Here is a 19,789-nt window from a genome sequence, read left to right on the forward strand (position 1 = left end):
GTCTTTTCATGAGTTGTGGCTTTTATTATGTAATACTTACAGAGTTTCGTAGACATTTCACCACCCTTTCATTTTTTTAAAAATAGTGCAACTATTGATGTGCCCCTACGCTACCTATCCTCCCCAGAGGACAAATTTTATTTTTTGACAGGGGGACTTAAAAGATTAAATCAAAAAAACAGCCTTCTCAAGTCAATACTTGAAACGGCTGTTTTTAATAAAGGAAAATATTAATATCATGATAAACCTTTCTTTGATTTTATACACTAAATTATCTAAACGTTCCCTTTAGGAGTCACTACTTGTTTTATGACTAAATAGATTATCATAACCTATCGGGGTAAACTGTTCATCTATCCCTAACTTTTGGATAGTAATTATAGAATCCATGCAATCTGAAAGTAACAATCTTTGAGATGCCTCACTATGTTCCATACAAATCCTCCTGTTTATAACGGTTTATTTTTATCAATTTATCAGTTCACATTAATTATATTTTTTTCTTCTACAAACCCTCTATTAAATAGCTCACTTACTAAATTTGAATCCTATGCATACAAAAAAGCTACCGAAGAAACCAAAACAGTTACTTCGAGTAGCTTTTATTTATATATATATTAAAGTTATTTATTTTCCTCTTTTTGAACATATACATAAGCATCTTTCTGCTCTTTATGTATATCAACCTTCGAATTCTCTGCAAGTTGACCCGCGTTTAGCAAAGAAAAAATAATCAACGCTTCTAGTGACATTTCGTTTTACCACTCCTTTCTAATTGTTATACGTTTATCATACCGCTTACATGTGATTTCCGTATGAACTCGAAAAGGAGATTAAAACAAAAAAGCTTTGAGGAAATTCCTCAAAGCTTTTTATTTATTAGTAACGAATTAAGAAATATTTCTTCTTACCGCGGCGAATGATTGTGAATTTACCTTCGATGCGGTCGTTTTCTGTTACAACGTAGTCTAATGCTTGTGTACGCTCACCGTTCACGTAGATTGCGCCGTTCGTTACATCTTCACGTGCTTGACGTTTTGATGGAGAGATTTTGCTTTCGACAAGTAAGTCGATTAATACTGTATCTTCTGCAGTACGTTCTACAGATGGTACGTCTTTGAATCCTTGCTCGATTTCACTTGCAGTTAGTTCTGCTACAGAACCGCTGAATAGTGCAGCTGAAATTTTAATCGCTTGCTCTAATGCTTCTTCGCCGTGAACAAGTTTTGTCATTTCTGCACCTAATGCTTTTTGTGCTGCACGTTTTTCTGGCGCTTCAGCTACTTGCTTTTCAAGCTCAAGAATTTCTTCATGAGATAAGAATGTGAAGTATTTTAAGTATTTAACAACGTCGCGGTCATCTGTGTTAATCCAGAATTGGTAGAACTCGTAAGGAGTTGTTTTCTCTGGGTCTAACCAAATTGCGCCGCCTTCTGTTTTACCAAACTTCGTACCGTCAGATTTTGTAACAAGTGGAATTGTTAAACCGAATGCTTTCGCATCTTCCTCTGATTTACGAATTAATTCAAGACCAGCTGTAATGTTACCCCATTGGTCACTACCACCGATTTGCAGACGGCAATTATGGTGTTGGTATAAGTTTAAGAAGTCGTATGATTGTAAAATCATGTAACTGAACTCAGTGAATGAAATACCAGTTTCTAAACGAGATGCTACTGTATCTTTTGCTAACATATAGTTTAAACCGAAGTTTTTACCGATATCGCGTAAGAATGAAATTACATCTAAGTTACCAAGCCAGTCATAGTTGTTAGCCATCGTTGCTGGGTTGTCCACGTTTTCGAACTCTAAGAAGTTTGAAAGTTGGTTTTTAATGCTTTCTGTGTAGTAAGCAACTGTATCTTTCGTATTTAATGTACGCTCTGCTTTTTTACCACTTGGGTCGCCGATCATACCAGTACCACCGCCAACAAGTGCGATTGGTTGGTGACCAGCTAATTGGAAACGACGTAACATTAATACTGGTAACATATGACCGATGTGTAAGCTATCTGCTGTCGGATCGAAACCACAGTATAATTTAACGCTTTCTTTTTCTAATAATTGCTCAAGGCCCTCAGCATCTGTTTGCTGATTAATTAGACCGCGAAATTCAAGATCTTGTAAAATACCCATATCCTACATACTCTCCTTTAAGTTCATTACTGGCGTGAAGGTTGAAAACATAAAAAAATCGCCCCTTCAAATAAGGGACGATTTTGATTATCGCGTTACCACCCTAGTTGCAGGCAAAAAAGCCTACCACCTTATTTACATAACGGCTTAGCACCGTCTTTTCCCTTTTGAATACAATTCAATCGAAAAAAGATGCTCTAGGGGCGTAATTCGCGATCATCTATGTGCTGATTTTCACCGGCCATCAGCTCTCTAAAACAGGGAAATGATCACTACTTCTCCCTTTCCACGCTCAATTATTCATATACTTTTCTTTATACCATCATTTATATAGGCGTGTCAAATAGAGGTCCGGTTTCTCTTCTTGTCAATCCTTTACAACGCCATAAAGAGTATCGTAATAAGAGAAAGAATTGGAACCCCAACTAATAACGATACATGAAACACAACCGATAAATCATTCCCAATGGTCGCCTCTACAGGATCTTTCGCTGGAGAACCAAGAAATCCGATTAATCGATCGAAGCGACTTACCGTTTTTGGAAAGTCCGGTACTTCTACATGGTCACTATCTAAATGCTGTTTTAATTTATATTCACTCTTAAAGGGATTTTCGCTCAATTTCGTCCACCTCCAGCAATTGTTTCAATTTCTTTATTCCGTTATGAAGTCTCGATTTCACTGTTCCAATCGGAATGTTTAATATTTCTGCAATTTCTTTTTGCTGCATGTCATGATAATAAGAAAGGATTAGGACCGCTCTTTGCTCTTCTGGAACTTTCAAAATTGCTTCTCTTACTGTAAGCCGATCTTCGTGAGAAAATTCTTTTTCCGGAATCGGCACTAAAAATGGCAAAAGCGTACGCCACTTTTTTCTCCTATTTAACTTATTAATCATAAGACGATAACCAATTTGAAATAAATACGTTTTTATTTTACCTTTTTCAAGTTCATACATATGTTTCTTACGCTCTAGCGTCAAAAACGTATCTTGCACAAGATCGATACTTAATTGTTCATCTCGGTTAAATCGATATAAAAATGTGTATAGCGCTGGTTTGATTAAAACATATAGTCTTTCTCCCGCTTGTTTATCTCCACTTTGATACGCAAGCATGAGCTCCTCCTCAATCCCAATCTGCGCCATGATTTTTGATCTCCTTTATTCCTTTTAACGTTAATGAAATACGGGAAATTAAATATGCAATCGCAATAAAAATCCACAATTGTGATTGATTTGTAAAAAATTGCACATATGGGTTTTGAATCGTAAATCCCATTGCAACTAAAGTATTTAACGCTTGCACACATATGCATGCATACAATGCCAGACAAACAGAAATCGTATCAAATACATTCCAGCGAAAATAAACTTTTGTTTTTGTAAAATCGATTTTATTCCCTTTTTTTCGTACTATATGTTTTCTATCAAATGGAATAATGATTGAAAACATAACACCCATTATAACTCCAGCTGTAAGCATTGATACTCTATATCCAATTGGTATCGGTAAGAAAAGACCACAAGAAAATACAACTATAATCCCAATTAAAGCAAAAGTAAGAAGTAATTTATTAGACATATAAAAGCCTCCCTCATCTATTCTTTCATAAATGTATACAGACGAGGAAGGCACTTCGTTCAAATATTATTTTAGTTTTTTTATAATCTTTGCAGGATTCCCGCCAACTACTACATTATTAGGCACATCTTTCGTTACGACAGCACCAGATGCGATCACCGCATTGTCTCCAATTGTTACACCTGGATTAATAATTGCTCTTCCGCCAATCCATACGTTATCGCCAATTGTAACTGGTTTTCCGTATTCTGATCCGCTTATACGCTCTACCGGATCAAGCGGGTGCGTTGCTGTATAAATGTGAACACCTGGAGCTAACATACAGTTCACTCCGATTGTTACCGGGCATACGTCTAAAATCGTACAGTCAAAGTTCGCGTAAAAATTTTCACCGACATGAATGTTATAGCCGTAATCACATCTAAAAGAAGATTCAAGATGAATATTATCTCCTGTCGTTCCGAATAATTCTTTTATGATTTCGCTACGCTCTTTCAATTGCTCTTCTGGCGTATCATTTAATTTTCTCGTTAATATACGTGCTTGCTCTCTTTCTTGTACTAAAACTGGATCAGCCGGTATATACATTTCTCCTAGTATCATCTTTTCCTTTTCTGGTTTCATCATACTATCCCCTTTAACTTATATATACAAGTTCATGATATCATAAAAAAAAAAGGCCTGAACATTTTTCGTTCAGACCTTCCTCTCTTAATCTTCCATCGTTGATAAGTCACCTGTTGGTAAATTCAGCTCCCACGCTTTTAATACGCGGCGCATAATTTTACCACTTCTCGTTTTCGGTAATTTATCTCTAAATTCAATTTGTCGTGGCGCTGCATGAGCTGCTAGGCCTTTCTTTACAAATTGACGAATTTCTTCTTTTAATTCATCAGATGGTTCGTATCCTGCTCGAAGTGCGATAAATGCTTTAATAATTTCGCCGCGCACCGGATCAGGAATACCAATTACACCAGCTTCTGCAACAGCAGCATGCTCGATTAATTTACTTTCTACTTCAAACGGACCAACGCGCTCACCTGACGTCATAATTACATCGTCAATACGTCCTTGAAACCAGAAGTATCCATCTTCATCCATATAGGCAGAGTCGCCTGATACGTACCAATCTCCCGGCATGAAATAAGATTCATACTTTTGCTGGTTATTCCAGATCCCGCGCATCATAGATGGCCAACCTTTCGCAATCGCTAAGTTACCCATTGTGTAAGGAGGCACTTCATTTCCTTCATTATCAACAATCGCTGCTTTCACACCTGGAATTGGTTTACCCATTGAACCTGGACGGATTTCCATACAAGGGTAGTTACAAATAACTTGTCCACCTGTTTCTGTCATCCACCACGTATCATGAATACGAAGTCCAAATGCATTCATACCCCAGCGAATTACTTCTGGATTTAACGGCTCACCAACGCTTAATACGTGACGAACTTGTGATAAGTCATATTTTTTAATTGCGTCTTGTCCAGCTCCCATTAACATACGGAATGCTGTTGGTGCGCTGTACCAAACCGTCACACCGTAATCTTGCAGTGCTTCATACCACGCTTCTGGACTAAATCGTCCACCTAAAATAACATTTGATGCTCCGACTAACCACGGTGCGAAAATGCCGTAAGCTGTTCCCGTTACCCAGCCCGGGTCAGCTGTGCACCAATATACGTCATCTTCTTTTAAATCTAATACCCATTTCGCCGTTTGATAGTGCTGAACCATTGCATTTTGCGCATGAAGCACACCCTTTGGCTTACCAGTAGAACCAGACGTATAGTGAAGAATTAAACCGTCTTCACGGCCTAACCATTCAATATGTAATTCTTTTGAAGCTTGTTCAAATAAAGGATTGAACGCTACCGTTTTACCGCCTTCTTCTACATTATCTCCAACAAGGAAAACTGTTTTTAAAGCTGGTAAATCATTTAATGGTACGCGCTCTAACAATTCAGGCGTTGTAATTAACACCTTTGCTTCGCTATCTTCTAAACGATCGCGAACTGCGCCTTCCATAAATGCTTCAAATAGCGGTCCAACAATTGCTCCTAATTTCACTGCACCTAAAAGTGCGAAATATAACTCTGGAGAACGTGGCATAAAAATAAAAACGCGATCGCCTTTTTCTACATCGCCATAGTTTTTCAGGACATTTCCTGCTTTATTAGAAAAATCCTTCATTTCCTTAAATGTATATTTCTCTTTTCGCGATCCATCTTGATAATAAAGGGCTACTTTATTCTTTCGATCGGATTTCGCATGCTTATCAATTGCCTCATACGCCATATTTACTCGGCCTGTTTCATTCCAAGTAAAATTTTTATTAACCTCTTCCCAGTTAAAATTCGCGTATGCCTCATCATAATTCGGCAAATTATTTTCTCCTTTAATGACAGGAAGCGTTTCTACTTTCATACTTTACATCCCCCTCCTATGTATTCTATTATCTATTATAATGATATTATTTAAAATTTTCAGTATATTTGTTGATTTTTAGACAAATTTTTAATGACAAAATTCGATTCACATCGCATATATTATAAAGTACGATATTAATAGATTCACAAACCCTCAAGGTGGTGAGCAATACATTGATTCATAAAAAAATATACAATGCTAGAAACTTAAAAACAGCGAAAGGCACTTTAATTATTGAAGGTCCTGTCTCTACACATAATCTTGAAATGTATGAATTTCATCCAGATTTAGTTGCATTTCGTCCTGCAGAACAGCAATATAAAGCAATTGTCGAAATTTCTAAATTACCAGAAGCTCGACTCATTATTGCTAGACATGACCAAATGATTGTTGGATATGTTACATATTTATATCCTGATCCACTTGAACGATGGTCAGAAGGAAAAATAGAAAACTTAATTGAGCTTGGGGCCATTGAAGTAGTCCCAGCCTTCCGCGGGAGTTCTGTCGGAAAGAACTTACTAGAGGTTTCTATGATGGACGATTATATGGAAGATTACATTATATTGACGACTGAATATTATTGGCACTGGGATTTGAAACAAACAGGATTAAATGTTTGGGAATACCGAAAAGTAATGGAGAAGATGATGAATGCCGGCGGGTTACAATGGATGGCTACAGACGATCCTGAAATTTGTTCACATCCTGCCAACTGTTTAATGGTCCGCATCGGTAAACGCGTTGATACGGATTCTATTCAAGCTTTTGACCGTCTACGTTTTCACAATCGTTTTATGTATTAATAAAGGGGGCAACTGGAATGATTGTAGAAGAAATTATGAATCAAAATGTAGTTACACTGCATCCAAACGATACAATCGAAACAGCAATCCGAACGATACGCACGAAAGGCATTCGGCACATTCCAATTGTCGATCAAAATAATCACGTCGTAGGCATTATTTCTGATCGGGATGTAAGAGATGCAAGTCCGTCTATTCTAGATGAACAAGTTTCACTCGATATGCTACAGCAACCGCTCGAACTTATTATGAAACATCCTGTAATGACTTGCCACCCTCTCGATTTCGTTGAGGAAATTGCTACTTTATTTTTTGAAAATAAAATCGGCTGCCTTCCTGTTACAAAGGCTGGTAAGTTAGTTGGTATCATCTCAGAATCTACAGTACTGCACACGTTAGTGAAATTAACAGGGGCACATCAACCGAGTTCACAAATTGAAATTCAAGTAAAAAACGAACCTGGTATTCTTGGAAAAGTCGTTGCTATTTTTAGTGATTTACAAATAAATATCGTGAGCGTTCTCGTCTATCCAGCAAAAGATGAGAATGATAAAGTACTTGTTTTCCGCATTCAAACGATGAATCCTCTAAAAGTGATTGATGCACTTGAAGCAGAAGGCTATCGCGTATTATGGCCGAACATCATGGGGATGCAAGCATGAGTAGCGCGTTTATTTATTCGGATGACTTTCGGGGCTATTCATTTAGCCCTGATCATCCTTTTAACCAACTGCGCGTCACACTTACGTATGATTTATTACAAAAGGGCGGTTTCATCTCTCCCTCTCAAATCATCTCACCACGGATGGCTACAGATGAAGAGATTGCCTACATTCATACAGAGGAGTACATAAATGCGGTAAAACGTGCTGGAGAAGGAAAGTTAGAAAAATCAATTGCGATGACATATGGACTCGGAACAGAAGATACACCGATGTTCCCAAATATGCACGAAGCAAGCGCATTGCTCGTTGGTGGTACGTTAACAGCTGTCGATGCTGTTCTTTCCGGAAAAGTAAAACACGCGCTTAACTTAGGAGGCGGCTTACATCATGGCTTCCGTGGCAAGGCATCTGGCTTTTGTATTTATAACGATAGCTCCATAGCAATGAAGTATATTCAGAAGAAATACGGTTTACGCGTCTTATATATTGATACAGATGCTCATCACGGTGATGGCGTACAGTGGTCGTTTTATGATGACCCTAACGTATGCACCATTTCACTGCATGAAACTGGTCGCTATTTATTCCCTGGAACTGGCGCTGTAAACGAACGTGGACAAGGTAATGGTTATAGTTATTCTTTTAACGTTCCACTCGATGCTTTTACAGAAGATGAATCGTTCTTAGAAGCATATCGAACTGTTGTAAAAGAAGTTGCAGCGTACTTTAAACCGGATATTATTTTAACGCAAAATGGTGCTGACGCACATTATTATGACCCACTTACACATCTTTGTGCGACAATGAATATTTACCGCGAAATACCGAAGCTCGCTCGTGAAATTGCTAATGAATATTGCGACGGTCGCTGGATCGCTGTCGGCGGCGGTGGCTATGATCACTGGCGCGTCGTTCCAAGAGCTTGGGCACTCATTTGGCTCGAAATGAACAACATCCAAAACATCTCAGGTTATCTCCCTCCAGAATGGATTGAAGCTTGGAAAGGACAAGCAGAAACAGAACTTCCCCTCACATGGGAAGATCCAGACAACATGTATAAACCTATCCCCCGTAAACCAGAAATTGAAGAAAAAAATGCATTAACTGTAGCGAAATCCCTTGAAATTATTCGGAATAATATGACAAAATCTTTATACTAAAGGAAAAGGAGGCTCGTTTTTGAATAGCCTCCTTTTATTTAAAGCTTACTATTATTGTCGTTTTCTGTCGGCAAGTCGATATATTTTAATAATCGCTGATATATTCCGAGTTACGCCGATATATTTTGATAATCGCTGATATATTCCGAGTTGCGCCGATATATTCTAATAATCGCTGATATATTTTCATTTTATAACAGTCTGGTCCAACTTTTATGAAAAAAGGACGTGATATTATGTGGACACAACAAATGATCCCCACAAAACGCGGCACATTTGAACTCTTTACAAAAGGAAATGGCGAACCGCTTTGTATTACACATCACTATTCACAATTTAATGAAACTGGTGATTACTTTGCAGATGTTTTCACTGCTACGCAGCGTGTATTTCTCATTAATTTACGAGATGCTGGTAGCTCTGTAACCGCCCAGTCAGAAAACGAATTAAGTATGATTGAAACGGTTCACGATTTAGAAGCAATACGGGAAGCTTTACAACTCCCAACATGGCATTTCGCTGGTCATTCGACAGGTGGTATGCTTGGACTTTTATATGCGATTACATATCCAAATTCCTTACAATCATTAGTCATCGTTGGAGCTGCAGCAAGTAACTATACCGAAATACCATTCTGCATTTATCACCCAGCACATCCACAGTTTCATTATATGCAAAAACTCATCGAAAACTTAAAAAGCCCTCACCTTACAAGTGAAGAACGGAAAGAACTATCTACTGAGAGAACAAAATTATCACTGCATAAACCAGAAAACTACAACTCTTATTTTTGTAAACCAATCCAAAAAACTATGTCCGCTAGCCGGATGAACGCTTTCGCCAATGAATATCCGTCATTTGATTTAAGAGAGTATTTACCTTCCATCCAAACAAAGACACTTATTATATGCGGAAGATATGATGTACAGTGTCCAATTCAATATTCTATCGAGATACATGATGGGATACGTAATTCTATCTTCATTCCATTCGAAAACAGCAACCATTATCCTTTTTTAGAAGAAACGACTCTGTTTACTTCTACTACTCAAACATTTTATAAATCATTGCAACAAGGAACTCTAAAATAGTATGTTAAGGTCGCAAGCTAATTTTCCAACAAAAAGCTCACAGCCTCTATAAGACTATGAGCTTTTTCAAAAGAAATATTTCACACTAGTAACAACCAAAAGAAGAACAGAAAAAATCACTAAACCTAAATCAATAAATACTGACTTTTTATCTCCTTCTTTTAAACTTATCATAAAACTAGAAATTATTTTAATTGCAAAAAAGACCATCATAAATAACCAACCGAAATGATCATTCGTAGAATCTTCATCATAAAACATTTGTATTGCACCAATAATTAATAAGATAAGTACCATATTAGTTCCAATCTTTAAAACCTTGTTTGATTTATTATCTTTTAATGTATCCCCCAAAATGTAGCACGCCCTCTCACACTCTCCTATGTTTTATCTCTCTTTACATTTTAACATAAATTTCCTATTCTCTCCTTTCGTTCAAATAACATATAAAAAACCTACCAATAACTCGGCAGGTTCCCTACACATTAAAACGATAACCAGCTCCCCACACTGTTTCAATATATTGCGGGTGGGCAGGGTCTCTTTCGATTTTTTCACGTAACTTTCTAACATGAACGACAACAGTGGCTAAATCACCAGCGGAATCTAATCCCCAAATGCGTTCAAATAACTGTTCTTTATTTAATACTTGGTTTGGATGTGTGACAAAGAATGTTAATAAATCAAATTCCTTCGTTGTAAATGCCACTTCTTCATTGTTTATAAAAACTTTCCTCGCTCGTTGATCGATAGAAATTCCGTGAATGTATAGCGTATCACGTTGCTTATTTACATTTCCTAATAATCTTTCATAACGAGCAATATGCGCTTTTACTCTTGCGACTAATTCGCTTGGACTAAACGGTTTCGTTATATAATCATCCGCTCCTAATCCGAGTCCGCGAATTTTATCTATATCTTCTTTTTTTGCTGAAACAAGTAGAATCGGAATATCTTTTACAGCACGTATTTGTTTACAAATTTCGAATCCGTTCATTTTCGGAAGCATAATATCTAAAATAATTAAATCATAGTCTTCTTGCAGAGCTGTTTGTAAACCTATTTCTCCTGAATGCTCTACATCAACTTGGAAATCATTAATTTCTAAATAATCTCGCTGTAATTCTGCAATACTTACTTCATCTTCTATTAATAAAATTCTTTTCAATTTACTCACCACATTCCTCTACTTTTTCCAATGAGAAGAAAATGCTTGTGCCTTTACCAAGCTCGCTTTCCGCCCAAATTTCCCCGCCATGTTCTTCAACAATTTGCTTCGCTATTGCTAAACCAAGTCCACTTCCACCTGTGCTAGAATTCCGCGATTGCTCTGCACGATAAAAACGTTCAAAGATATACGGCAATGTATCAGCTTCTATACCTGATCCGTTGTCCATCACTTTCACAATAATTTTATTATTATCACTCGATACTGTTACAGTAATTTTCTTCTCTTCTTTATCCATGTATTTCACACTATTATGAATTAAATTTGATATCACTCTATTTATCTTTTCACAATCGGCCGTTACATATAGTGTTGATGCATGTAATTGTAAGTTAACTTCTATACCTTCTTTACTTAAATCCATTTGCATCTCTTCTATTAATTCTTGCATAAACGTATTTAATTCAACTGTTTCAAACTGGAATGGAACTCGATTCAAATCGAGCTTCGAAAATAAAAATAGTTCATCAATGAGTGTGTCCATATGTTTTGCCTTCGTATGGATAGTTGTTAAATACTTATCCATTTTTTCTGGCGTATTTGCTACCCCGTCCTTTATTCCTTCTACATATCCTATAATTGATGTAATCGGTGTTTTTAAGTCATGAGAGATGTTTGAAATAAGCTCTTTTCGATTTTCTTCATACTGTGTTTGCATCTCTATCGATTCTTTTAATCTCTTCCTCATTTCCTCAAACCCTTGATTTAATTGCCCTATTTCGTCGTGTGATGTAATTGGTATTTGAAAATCTAAATTTCCTTCTTTAATTTTCTCCGTTGCGCCTTTCAATACAAAAATTGGTTTTATTACACTTCTTGAAACGAGGTAACTTAATAATCCAATGAGTAAAATGGCTAGTAGTAAAAGCGATACGAATAAGATTGGAAATAACTTTTGTGTAAGATCTACAAATGAACTTTGCTTTTTTAGTACAAATATACTCCCTTCTTCTTTCTCGGGAAAATAAAAATCAAATTTTACATATCGATAAAATGTATCGCCTAGTTCGGTTGTACCACGACTATTAATATTTGCCGCTTCAAATTTCGGAAGGGCTTCTGTTAAAGTCGAACTTTCAAATCCCTTATTAGCATAAGAAATGTTTTCTCCCTTTCTTACAATTATTTTCACACCTTCTTTTTCAATTGATGAAACGAACGATTCATCTAATAATTGAGATTGATGTTGCTTTGCCGCTAATTTTAATTCAAGATAGGCATTTTCTTCTTCTGGTGTAAGCGGCTTTTGAATGTAAGAACTTTTATAGAAATTTTTCACTGCTTCCAAATCACCTGTTATTGAAAAAACAATTAAAAATCCCGCGACTAATATGAGCGTAATAGAAACAAGAATGACAGCAATATAAGAAAATAAAAACCTTGTTTTAATAGACATAATTTACATCCTCACTTTATTCCGCATTAACAGGTAGTAAAACTGCCCGTTAATGCCCGATTGGTGTGAGCTAATAATCAGTGGGGATGCCCCCCACTGATTAAAGTTTCACTTTACCCATCCTTCATATTCATAAGCATAAAAATATATGTTCAAATACTCAAGCGATTTTATAGTAATTTTAGCGTCAGTTTATAAAAATTTAATGTTCCTATTTTACAGTTGAAATTAGGAGGTTGAAATTCCATGTTCAAAAAAACATTCAGTATGATATGTTGCGTAATTTTTTTACACGGATGCTCGCAAGAACAAGAAGTAAAAAAGGAGATGACAAACATGGAGACTGCACTACTAGCAGCTACTGAAAAAAATGAAACGAATACTGTTATATCTTTACTAAAACAAGGTGCAAATATAAATGCGACGGATAATCAAGGACGTACCTCTCTTATGATTGCTACATACAAAAATGATATAAAAACTGCAAAGGCACTTATCGAAGCTGGTGCTGACGTAAATATCCAAGATGACATGAAAAACAATCCCTTTCTATACGCCGGTGCGGAAGGTTACTTAGACATTTTAAAGCTAACAATTGATGCTGGTGCAGATCCTACGATTACAAATCGTTACGGCGGAACAGCTCTTATCCCAGCCTCAGAACATGGCTATATTGACGTTATAAAAGAAATCCTCACTCGAACAAATATTGATGTAAATCATGTAAATAACCTAGGATGGACAGCTTTAATGGAAGCCATCGTACTAAGTAACGGAAACGAAACACAGCAACAAGTCATTCGCCTTCTTATTGAGCACGGTGCAGATGTAAATATTCCAGATAATGATGGTGTTACCCCGTTAGAGCATGCTCGCGCTCATAATTTTGCAGAGATAGAGAAGATTTTGTTAGAAGGGAATAAGTAAAAAGCTTATCTTTGCCTTCCTCCCCCATCCTATGCTACATTTAAGCCGTTACATCAATATTAATAGGGTGGGAATACATATGAATAAACCTAAAATTGGGATGATTGGACTTGGTAGCATTGCGCAAAAGGCCTATCTTCCAACACTTACAAAAGAAACAGATTGGAACTTTGTCGGGGCGTTTACACCTAACGCAGAGAAAAGAAAACAAGTTTGCCAGCAATACCGAATTCAAGACTTTCATTCTATTGAAACGTTAGCTTCGGAATGTGATGCAATCTTCGTTCATAGTTCAACTGCATCGCATTATGAAATCGTTTCTGAGCTTTTGAAAAAAGGAATCGACGTTTATGTTGATAAGCCGTTAGCAGCTACTGTGGAACAAGCTGAGCAACTAGTCGAGTTGAGCGAGAAGTATAACCGAAAGTTAATGGTCGGATTTAATCGCAGATTCGTTCCTATGTATGTCGCTGCCAAAGAACAGGCTCATGATATTTCATGGATTCGAATTGAAAAGCATCGCACAAATAAAGTCGGGCCATATACGTACGACTTCACTATGTTAGATGATTATTTACACATTGTAGATACTGCTCGCTGGTTCGCTAATGATGACCTTAACGTCGTTCACAATATGATGCAAATCAATGAAAAGAATGAACTTCTTTACGGACATCATACATATACAACTCCAAGTGGACTGTTACTTTCTACTGCAATGCATCGCCATGCCGGTACAAATTTAGAACAAATTGAACTTGTAACGCCAGGGAAAATCATTCGCGTAAAAAATATGAATACATTTGAAATTGAACAGGAAAACTCAGTTTCACAAAGCGGTTCTCCATCATGGGATACGACGTTAAAACAACGTGGTTTTGAAGATGCTGTTCATCATTTTATTGAATGTGTACACGGAGATACAAAGCCTGTTGTAGATGGATTAGAAGGATTAAAAACGCAGCAAATGCTACAATCTTTACTAGATGATGTAAACAAAAATTAAAACGGATACATTTTTCAGAATTTACTTTCATTCCCATTTCCCCTTTATTTCTCTCGTAAATTTCTATAGAATATGTTGATAGGAATTATAAATTTCATAATGAATCGTGGAAAGGATGGGATTGACACATGTGGAACGAGTTTAAAAAGTTCGCTTTCAAAGGGAATGTCGTTGATTTAGCTGTCGGGGTTGTAATCGGTGCTGCATTCGGTAAAATCGTTAGTTCTTTAGTAAAAGACATTATTACACCATTACTTGGTATGGTATTAGGTGGCGTTAACTTTACAGATTTGCACTTTGGATACGGTAAATCAGCTGTTATGTATGGTAACTTCATCCAAACAATTTTTGATTTCTTAATTATCGCAGCTTCTATCTTTATGTTTGTTAAAGTTTTCAACAAACTAACATCTAAAAAAGAAGACGAAAAAGAGGAAGAAATTCCAGAACCAACAAAAGAAGAAGTTCTTCTTGGCGAAATTCGCGACTTATTAAAACAACAAAATTCTTCTAAAGATAGAGCATAATTGAACGGATAAAAAGGCATGTCCCTCGGGACATGCCTTTTCTATATGCTATAACGTTTCCGAATTCATATGAATAAATAAAATAATACCAGCAACCATAAGTACCATAATGCTACCTGCAAATAGTGTAATACCAATAAACATTAAACTTGTGCTCATATCTACTGATACACTTTCAATAAAAATAGAAATTACATACGTGATAAGGGCAATTCCTGCAAGAATACTTCCTGGAACAAATCGCTTTAAACCATTTTGTTTTAACGTCATATATGCAAAAATAGCAGTCATACAAAGCGTAATTATCCAAAGAACGATCATCTCTTTTCCCCCCTCACAAGCCTTTTCTTTCTATTATACATGACATTGCCCTATAATAGTTAAATTTGCACTTATGTGACATATAACACGGAATAATAAAATCTATAGAGAAGTCTTTTAATAAATAAATTCTAATATAATATTATAAAGTTTTTAAACAAGTAGAGCGATTCGATTATATTACAGTTGACTTAGACAAAGATGCAAGTATTATTGCCAACAACGTGAAACAATATGATCCTTCTAGATTAGAACAGTTAATACAAAGTTTTAAACGCAATGCATAAACATGCCTTGAACATGATTTACGAAACCAAGAAGAATTTTTTTCATTTAAAAAAAGAATCAATTCATATAAAAAAATGGATATTTTTCATATAAATTGATATAATTACCATATATAAATATTCTTTGTAAGGGAGTGTTCATAATGATTTGGATTTCACTAATCGTATTAGCTTATTTCATCATTCTCGTCCCAATACAATACAACTACATTAAAATGCTCAAAGAAAAACAGAAAAAAATGAGTGTCTCACAAAACGAACTATATGACAACATGTCTTATGAAGAATCCCAAGTACATTACCATTATCAAAGTAACGTATTTACAATACCTGCTTCGCTTATCGCAAGTATTATTTATAAAGTGAAACATGCAGCATAATATGTACGCTGTAAAATTATTGTTTGAGTCTGTTCATTCTGGTGAGCCTCATCCTACGAAAATGGATGAGCATTATGAAGAGAATCACGATATACTTTTTGAAGAAAGTATTATTCTTGTTAAAGCAAACAGTTTAGAAGAAGCTCATGAACTAGGTGAAAAGATAGCTATACAATCGGAGCACACATACGATAATATGTATGATGAGCAAATCACATGGACGTTCCGAAAAGTGTTACATGTGTTTGAATTAGACGATACGCCATTTGAAACTGGAAAAGAATTGTACGCAAGATTTTTACACGTTAAGAAAAATGAAACTGTAGATACAGTAATTGAAAAATATTATCCTGAATACAAATAAAAGCTCACAGCAATCGCTGTGAGCTTTTTTATACTTACTTCGTTGAATCTCTAAATTGGATACGGTGAGGTAAGATAACAGTGTGATCTTCCACTTTTTCTTTGTTCATATACTTTGTTAATAGACGCATTGCTACTGCACCGATATCATACATTGGTTGTACAACTGTTGAAAGCTGCGGACGAACCATTAATGCAAGGCGTGTATTATCGAAACCAAGTACTTCTACATCAGTTGGTACGTTTAATCCAGCGTCTTGTGCTGCATGGATTACACCTAGTGCCATTTCATCAGAAGACACGAAGATTGCTGTTGGCTTTTCATCATTGCTCCAAAGCTTTTCGAATGCTTCGATACCTGAGTCATATGTGTAATCTCCATCGATTACAAGATTTTCATCATATGAAATACCTTCTTCTTCTAAAGCTTTTTTATAACCTTGTAACTTCTTCGCGCTTCCCGCTTTATCAATGAATGGACCAGAGACGAAACCGATACGTTTATGTCCTTGCTCGATAAAGTGCTTCATTGCATCGTAAGCTGCTTGTGTATAATCAATATTTACTGATGGCGTTTCATTTTGCTCATCAAATGACGCTGCTAATACAATTGGTACTGGAGATTTTTTAAATTCTTCAATGTGAAGGTCTGTAATATCTTCACCCATGAAAACAATTCCGTCCACTTGTTTTCCAAGCATCGTATTTAATAGATGGAACTCTTTCTCTTTGTTTTGATCAGAGTTACTTAAAATGATGTTATATTTGTACATTGTTGCGATATCTTCAATTCCACGTGCAAGTTCTGCATAAAACGTATTTGAGATATCAGGAATAATAACACCTACTGTAGTTGTCTTCTTACTTGCTAGTCCACGTGCTACCGCATTTGGGCGGTATCCTAAACGATCAATTGCTTCTAATACTTTCTTTCTTGTTGTAGGCTTTACATTTGGGTTACCGTTCACAACGCGTGATACGGTAGCCATTGAAACGTTCGCTTCGCGCGCTACATCATAGATTGTTACGTTCATCTCATCGCACACTCCTTCTATTTTTGTTATCTATTTTTATGTATCGGTTACTTGAATGAAAAAAAGACATCAACTCTATTTGCAGATGCCACCAATCGTCCCGAGTTCTTCCTTTTACTAATGATACGATATAAACGCAGGCTCATACAATATTTTCCCGCAAAAGTTTCGAAAAAATTCGCTTCTTTTCTCGTATTTTCGTATTTTTTATGAAAAAAGGGCATTTTTTGTAAAAAAATAGATATTTCCTAAGTAGAAATCTTATTTTAAGCAGTACGATAGTAAATGAAATTTATATCGGCGACTTTTCGAATATATGAACCGTAACTCGAAATATATCGGCGATTTTCCAAATATATCGACCACAACTCTAATTATATCAGCGATTTTTTTAATATACCAACTTCCCAACAAAAATCGACAATGACAGTCGCTATACAATAAGAGAAGGCTGTCCCAAAATGCCTTTTTGGAACAGCTCATTAAAAGTTCTTATAATTTACTTCCAAATGATTTTAATTCATTCATAAAATCATTGAACTGCGGTATATTCATTTGCTGCGCCGCATCTGATAAAGCTACAGCCGGATCTGAATCTACTTCAGCCATAATTGCGTCTGCACCAATTGCCATCGCTGCTTTTGCAGTTGGTAAGAGAAGGTCACGTCTCCCTGTAGAATGCGTTACATCAACAACGACAGGTAAATGTGCCTCTTTCTTTAAAATCGGTACAGCGGAAATATCAAGCGTATTACGCGTTGCTCTTTCATTGCTTCAGCAACTTGACGTACTTGTTCATAACTTTCCACTGCACACGGTCCCATAATAAAATGCTGATTTCCGTCACCAATTTTTTCACTATTAATTTCAACAATCGTATCTTCTGTTTTTTTCTTACGAGAAACAAGTATTGCTTTACGATGATCCTCTTCTTGTAACTCTAAACCAACTTGAAAAATTTGTTTGAAAATATGTTGTAAAGTCGAAGTTTCAAATGGACCATTATTATTCTCTGCAATTAAATCCAGCATATTTCTTTCACGTACAGGATCAAAACGTTTCACACCTTATACTTCTTTTAAATTACCAACTTCTTGTACGAGACGACCTCTTTCGTTTAGTAACTCTAATATTTGTAAATTAAGTTGATCAATTTCAGAACGTAAACGACCTAATTGTTGTGATGCCATAAGAAAGCCACCTCTTTCAAATTCCTATATATTACTTTTTTAAGATAACTTATTATAGTTGATACATATACGATTGTCACACGATATACAGCAATGAATTACCATCAAAAAACATTTTATATTTTCATTTAAAATAAAAAAAGACAGTTTACATACTGTCTTTTTTACAAGAAGGAAACAAACGGTTTATCACTGTTTTTCTCTTTTATAATAACGGCCTCAATTTTACTCTCGGACTTGATCTGTAATTGTACTTTCGCATCTTTAGGCAATTTGTCTAACATACCTTGAGCAGCCAATTGGGTAAGAGCCATTAATTCTGTTTTACCGTTATATTTAATAACAATATTCATATTTAATGTATCCATTTGATCTTTCTTATAAGAAACTTTTGCGTTGACTGGAATAAAATCTCCATTAGAAAAACCTTTTATTTCCTTAGCAAAGTTATTTATTTTTGTATTATCTTCTCCATGTGCTTGTGTAAATTCATCAGAAGGATATGAATACGACTTTTCATCAATTGTACTCCAATTTCCAAGGTTCGTATCATTCTTTTGAACAGTAGCACTAGCAATATACGTACCATTTTTTAAAGAACTTGTACTTTCTTGCTTAAAGATAGCAAACGTAATTGGAGATTTGTTATATTTATCATTTTTGTTAATAGCTTCAATAAGTTGTTTAGCAACTTCAGACCCTTTAGACATAGCTTCTTCATTCGATACACTTGAAGACATAGCTAAGCCAATCATAACACCAGATAAACTTAATTCATTTGAATTCTGTTTTCCGAAATAGTCTTGTTCTATAATATTCGTCAAAACTGGCGCTTCTACTTTCGCAACTAGTTCATCAACTAGTTTCTCTGGAATATACTGATTTAATTGCAGTACGTGACTCTCTGTATCAAATTGCTGCGTTGCAATATTTATTAAACCATTTTCATACTCTGCTAAATCCAATTTAGAATTTGTTTTTATATTAGCTGTATTAATAACCTTTTGTTCTTTTAAAGGAATAACAGTTCTATAATAATCTTTAGAAACAGCAGTTCTCGGAATCATACTTTTTTCTTTTGTATCTTTTTGTATAACTTCATCCTTCTTACTAATCGTATTACTATTGTTACTACAAGCTCCCAGTAATAAACTTACGACTGCGAAGGATAATGCCATTTTCTTCATTACTTAAAACCTACTTTCAACAATCTAGTTATTTAGTTTGAACTATTAATAGTGTACCACTAAATATAT

General features: G+C 35.7%; 23 protein-coding genes, 1 pseudogene and 1 other annotated feature. Of the genes and pseudogenes, 9 read left to right on the forward strand and 15 right to left on the reverse strand.

Annotation, left to right across the window (positions count from 1 at the left end; all coding sequences use genetic code 11):
- Positions 1 to 288 precede the first annotated feature (288 nt).
- From MHI26_RS23870 to acsA, 8 genes are all read right to left on the reverse strand, one after another.
- Positions 289 to 435, reverse strand: a complete 147-nt coding sequence (locus tag MHI26_RS23870; protein ID WP_017763656.1) for a hypothetical protein — start codon at positions 433 to 435, stop codon at positions 289 to 291.
- Positions 436 to 623: 188 nt separating this feature from the next.
- Positions 624 to 752 (reverse strand): hypothetical protein, encoded by a 129-nt coding sequence (locus MHI26_RS23875; RefSeq protein ID WP_000050940.1) that lies wholly within the window; start codon positions 750 to 752, stop codon positions 624 to 626.
- 127 nt (positions 753 to 879) lie between these two features.
- Positions 880 to 2,136: a tyrosine--tRNA ligase gene (gene tyrS, locus MHI26_RS23880; RefSeq protein WP_001994474.1), complete on the reverse strand. Its 1,257-nt coding sequence runs from the start codon at positions 2,134 to 2,136 to the stop codon at positions 880 to 882.
- A gap of 70 nt (positions 2,137 to 2,206) precedes the next feature.
- Positions 2,207 to 2,434 (reverse strand) — a binding site (T-box leader).
- Positions 2,435 to 2,511: 77 nt separating this feature from the next.
- Positions 2,512 to 2,757, reverse strand: a complete 246-nt coding sequence (locus tag MHI26_RS23885; RefSeq protein ID WP_001293795.1) for a hypothetical protein — start codon at positions 2,755 to 2,757, stop codon at positions 2,512 to 2,514.
- Positions 2,738 to 3,283, reverse strand: coding sequence for an RNA polymerase sigma factor (locus MHI26_RS23890; protein ID WP_000057201.1), 546 nt, complete (start codon positions 3,281 to 3,283; stop codon positions 2,738 to 2,740). The genes MHI26_RS23885 and MHI26_RS23890 overlap by 20 nt, the downstream gene beginning before the upstream one ends.
- Positions 3,264 to 3,719: a hypothetical protein gene (locus MHI26_RS23895; RefSeq protein ID WP_000066443.1), complete on the reverse strand. Its 456-nt coding sequence runs from the start codon at positions 3,717 to 3,719 to the stop codon at positions 3,264 to 3,266. Before MHI26_RS23895 ends, MHI26_RS23890 begins: the two co-directional genes overlap by 20 nt.
- A gap of 66 nt (positions 3,720 to 3,785) precedes the next feature.
- The gene (locus MHI26_RS23900) at positions 3,786 to 4,346 is read right to left on the reverse strand and encodes a maltose acetyltransferase domain-containing protein (protein ID WP_061666050.1); all 561 of its coding nucleotides are present in this window, start codon (positions 4,344 to 4,346) and stop codon (positions 3,786 to 3,788) included.
- 84 nt (positions 4,347 to 4,430) lie between these two features.
- The gene (gene acsA, locus MHI26_RS23905; protein ID WP_000862049.1) at positions 4,431 to 6,149 is read right to left on the reverse strand and encodes an acetate--CoA ligase; all 1,719 of its coding nucleotides are present in this window, start codon (positions 6,147 to 6,149) and stop codon (positions 4,431 to 4,433) included.
- Between the two features lie 176 nt (positions 6,150 to 6,325).
- Between acsA and acuA the strand changes: the two genes are divergently transcribed.
- From acuA to MHI26_RS23925, 4 genes are all read left to right on the forward strand, one after another.
- Positions 6,326 to 6,958: an acetoin utilization protein acetyltransferase AcuA gene (acuA, locus tag MHI26_RS23910; RefSeq protein WP_000581392.1), complete on the forward strand. Its 633-nt coding sequence runs from the start codon at positions 6,326 to 6,328 to the stop codon at positions 6,956 to 6,958.
- 17 nt (positions 6,959 to 6,975) lie between these two features.
- A complete protein-coding gene (locus MHI26_RS23915) occupies positions 6,976 to 7,620 on the forward strand; it encodes an acetoin utilization AcuB family protein (RefSeq protein WP_000634583.1) in 645 nt (214 codons plus the stop codon).
- Positions 7,617 to 8,783 (forward strand): acetoin utilization protein AcuC, encoded by a 1,167-nt coding sequence (gene acuC, locus MHI26_RS23920; RefSeq protein WP_000092808.1) that lies wholly within the window; start codon positions 7,617 to 7,619, stop codon positions 8,781 to 8,783. The genes MHI26_RS23915 and acuC overlap by 4 nt, the downstream gene beginning before the upstream one ends.
- A gap of 215 nt (positions 8,784 to 8,998) precedes the next feature.
- Positions 8,999 to 9,874, forward strand: coding sequence for an alpha/beta fold hydrolase (locus MHI26_RS23925; RefSeq protein ID WP_141526906.1), 876 nt, complete (start codon positions 8,999 to 9,001; stop codon positions 9,872 to 9,874).
- Between the two features lie 66 nt (positions 9,875 to 9,940).
- On the opposite strand, the gene MHI26_RS23930 is transcribed toward MHI26_RS23925, so the two are convergent.
- From MHI26_RS23930 to MHI26_RS23940, 3 genes are all read right to left on the reverse strand, one after another.
- Positions 9,941 to 10,228, reverse strand: coding sequence for a hypothetical protein (locus MHI26_RS23930; RefSeq protein ID WP_061666047.1), 288 nt, complete (start codon positions 10,226 to 10,228; stop codon positions 9,941 to 9,943).
- A 124-nt stretch (positions 10,229 to 10,352) separates the two neighbouring features.
- Positions 10,353 to 11,042, reverse strand: a complete 690-nt coding sequence (locus MHI26_RS23935) for a response regulator transcription factor (protein WP_061666073.1) — start codon at positions 11,040 to 11,042, stop codon at positions 10,353 to 10,355.
- Between the two features lies 1 nt (position 11,043).
- Positions 11,044 to 12,498 (reverse strand): sensor histidine kinase, encoded by a 1,455-nt coding sequence (locus MHI26_RS23940; protein WP_061666046.1) that lies wholly within the window; start codon positions 12,496 to 12,498, stop codon positions 11,044 to 11,046.
- Positions 12,499 to 12,744: 246 nt separating this feature from the next.
- On the opposite strand from MHI26_RS23940, the gene MHI26_RS23945 reads away from it, so the two are divergent.
- The 3 genes from MHI26_RS23945 to mscL all read left to right on the forward strand — a co-directional run bounded on the left by MHI26_RS23945 (position 12,745) and on the right by mscL (position 14,958).
- Positions 12,745 to 13,425 carry an ankyrin repeat domain-containing protein gene (locus MHI26_RS23945; protein WP_061666045.1) on the forward strand — a complete coding sequence of 227 codons (681 nt, stop codon included), beginning with the start codon at positions 12,745 to 12,747 and terminating at the stop codon, positions 13,423 to 13,425.
- Positions 13,426 to 13,504: 79 nt separating this feature from the next.
- Positions 13,505 to 14,431, forward strand: coding sequence for a Gfo/Idh/MocA family protein (locus MHI26_RS23950; RefSeq protein ID WP_001039702.1), 927 nt, complete (start codon positions 13,505 to 13,507; stop codon positions 14,429 to 14,431).
- A gap of 128 nt (positions 14,432 to 14,559) precedes the next feature.
- Complete coding sequence (mscL, locus tag MHI26_RS23955; RefSeq protein WP_000267016.1) at positions 14,560 to 14,958, forward strand: large conductance mechanosensitive channel protein MscL; 399 nt, start codon at positions 14,560 to 14,562, stop codon at positions 14,956 to 14,958.
- A gap of 48 nt (positions 14,959 to 15,006) precedes the next feature.
- Here mscL and MHI26_RS23960 read toward each other — a convergent pair whose 3' ends face one another.
- On the reverse strand, positions 15,007 to 15,279 hold the full coding sequence (locus MHI26_RS23960) for a DUF3917 domain-containing protein (protein ID WP_000636589.1): 273 nt from the start codon (positions 15,277 to 15,279) through the stop codon (positions 15,007 to 15,009).
- A gap of 430 nt (positions 15,280 to 15,709) precedes the next feature.
- On the opposite strand from MHI26_RS23960, the gene MHI26_RS23965 reads away from it, so the two are divergent.
- On the forward strand, positions 15,710 to 15,946 hold the full coding sequence (locus MHI26_RS23965) for a DUF3949 domain-containing protein (RefSeq protein WP_000637901.1): 237 nt from the start codon (positions 15,710 to 15,712) through the stop codon (positions 15,944 to 15,946).
- Position 15,947: 1 nt separating this feature from the next.
- Positions 15,948 to 16,310 (forward strand): DUF4288 domain-containing protein, encoded by a 363-nt coding sequence (locus tag MHI26_RS23970; RefSeq protein ID WP_061666072.1) that lies wholly within the window; start codon positions 15,948 to 15,950, stop codon positions 16,308 to 16,310.
- Between the two features lie 34 nt (positions 16,311 to 16,344).
- Here MHI26_RS23970 and ccpA read toward each other — a convergent pair whose 3' ends face one another.
- From ccpA to MHI26_RS23995, 3 genes and pseudogenes are all read right to left on the reverse strand, one after another.
- Positions 16,345 to 17,343, reverse strand: a complete 999-nt coding sequence (gene ccpA / locus MHI26_RS23975; RefSeq protein WP_001103313.1) for a catabolite control protein A — start codon at positions 17,341 to 17,343, stop codon at positions 16,345 to 16,347.
- Positions 17,344 to 17,835: 492 nt separating this feature from the next.
- Positions 17,836 to 18,533, reverse strand: a pseudogene (gene aroA / locus MHI26_RS31630) (chorismate mutase).
- 164 nt (positions 18,534 to 18,697) lie between these two features.
- Complete coding sequence (locus MHI26_RS23995; RefSeq protein ID WP_000738028.1) at positions 18,698 to 19,720, reverse strand: CamS family sex pheromone protein; 1,023 nt, start codon at positions 19,718 to 19,720, stop codon at positions 18,698 to 18,700.
- Positions 19,721 to 19,789: the final 69 nt, after the last annotated feature.

Source organism: Bacillus sp. FSL K6-1218, assembly GCF_038006445.1.
Classification (GTDB): domain Bacteria; phylum Bacillota; class Bacilli; order Bacillales; family Bacillaceae_G; genus Bacillus_A; species Bacillus_A thuringiensis_S.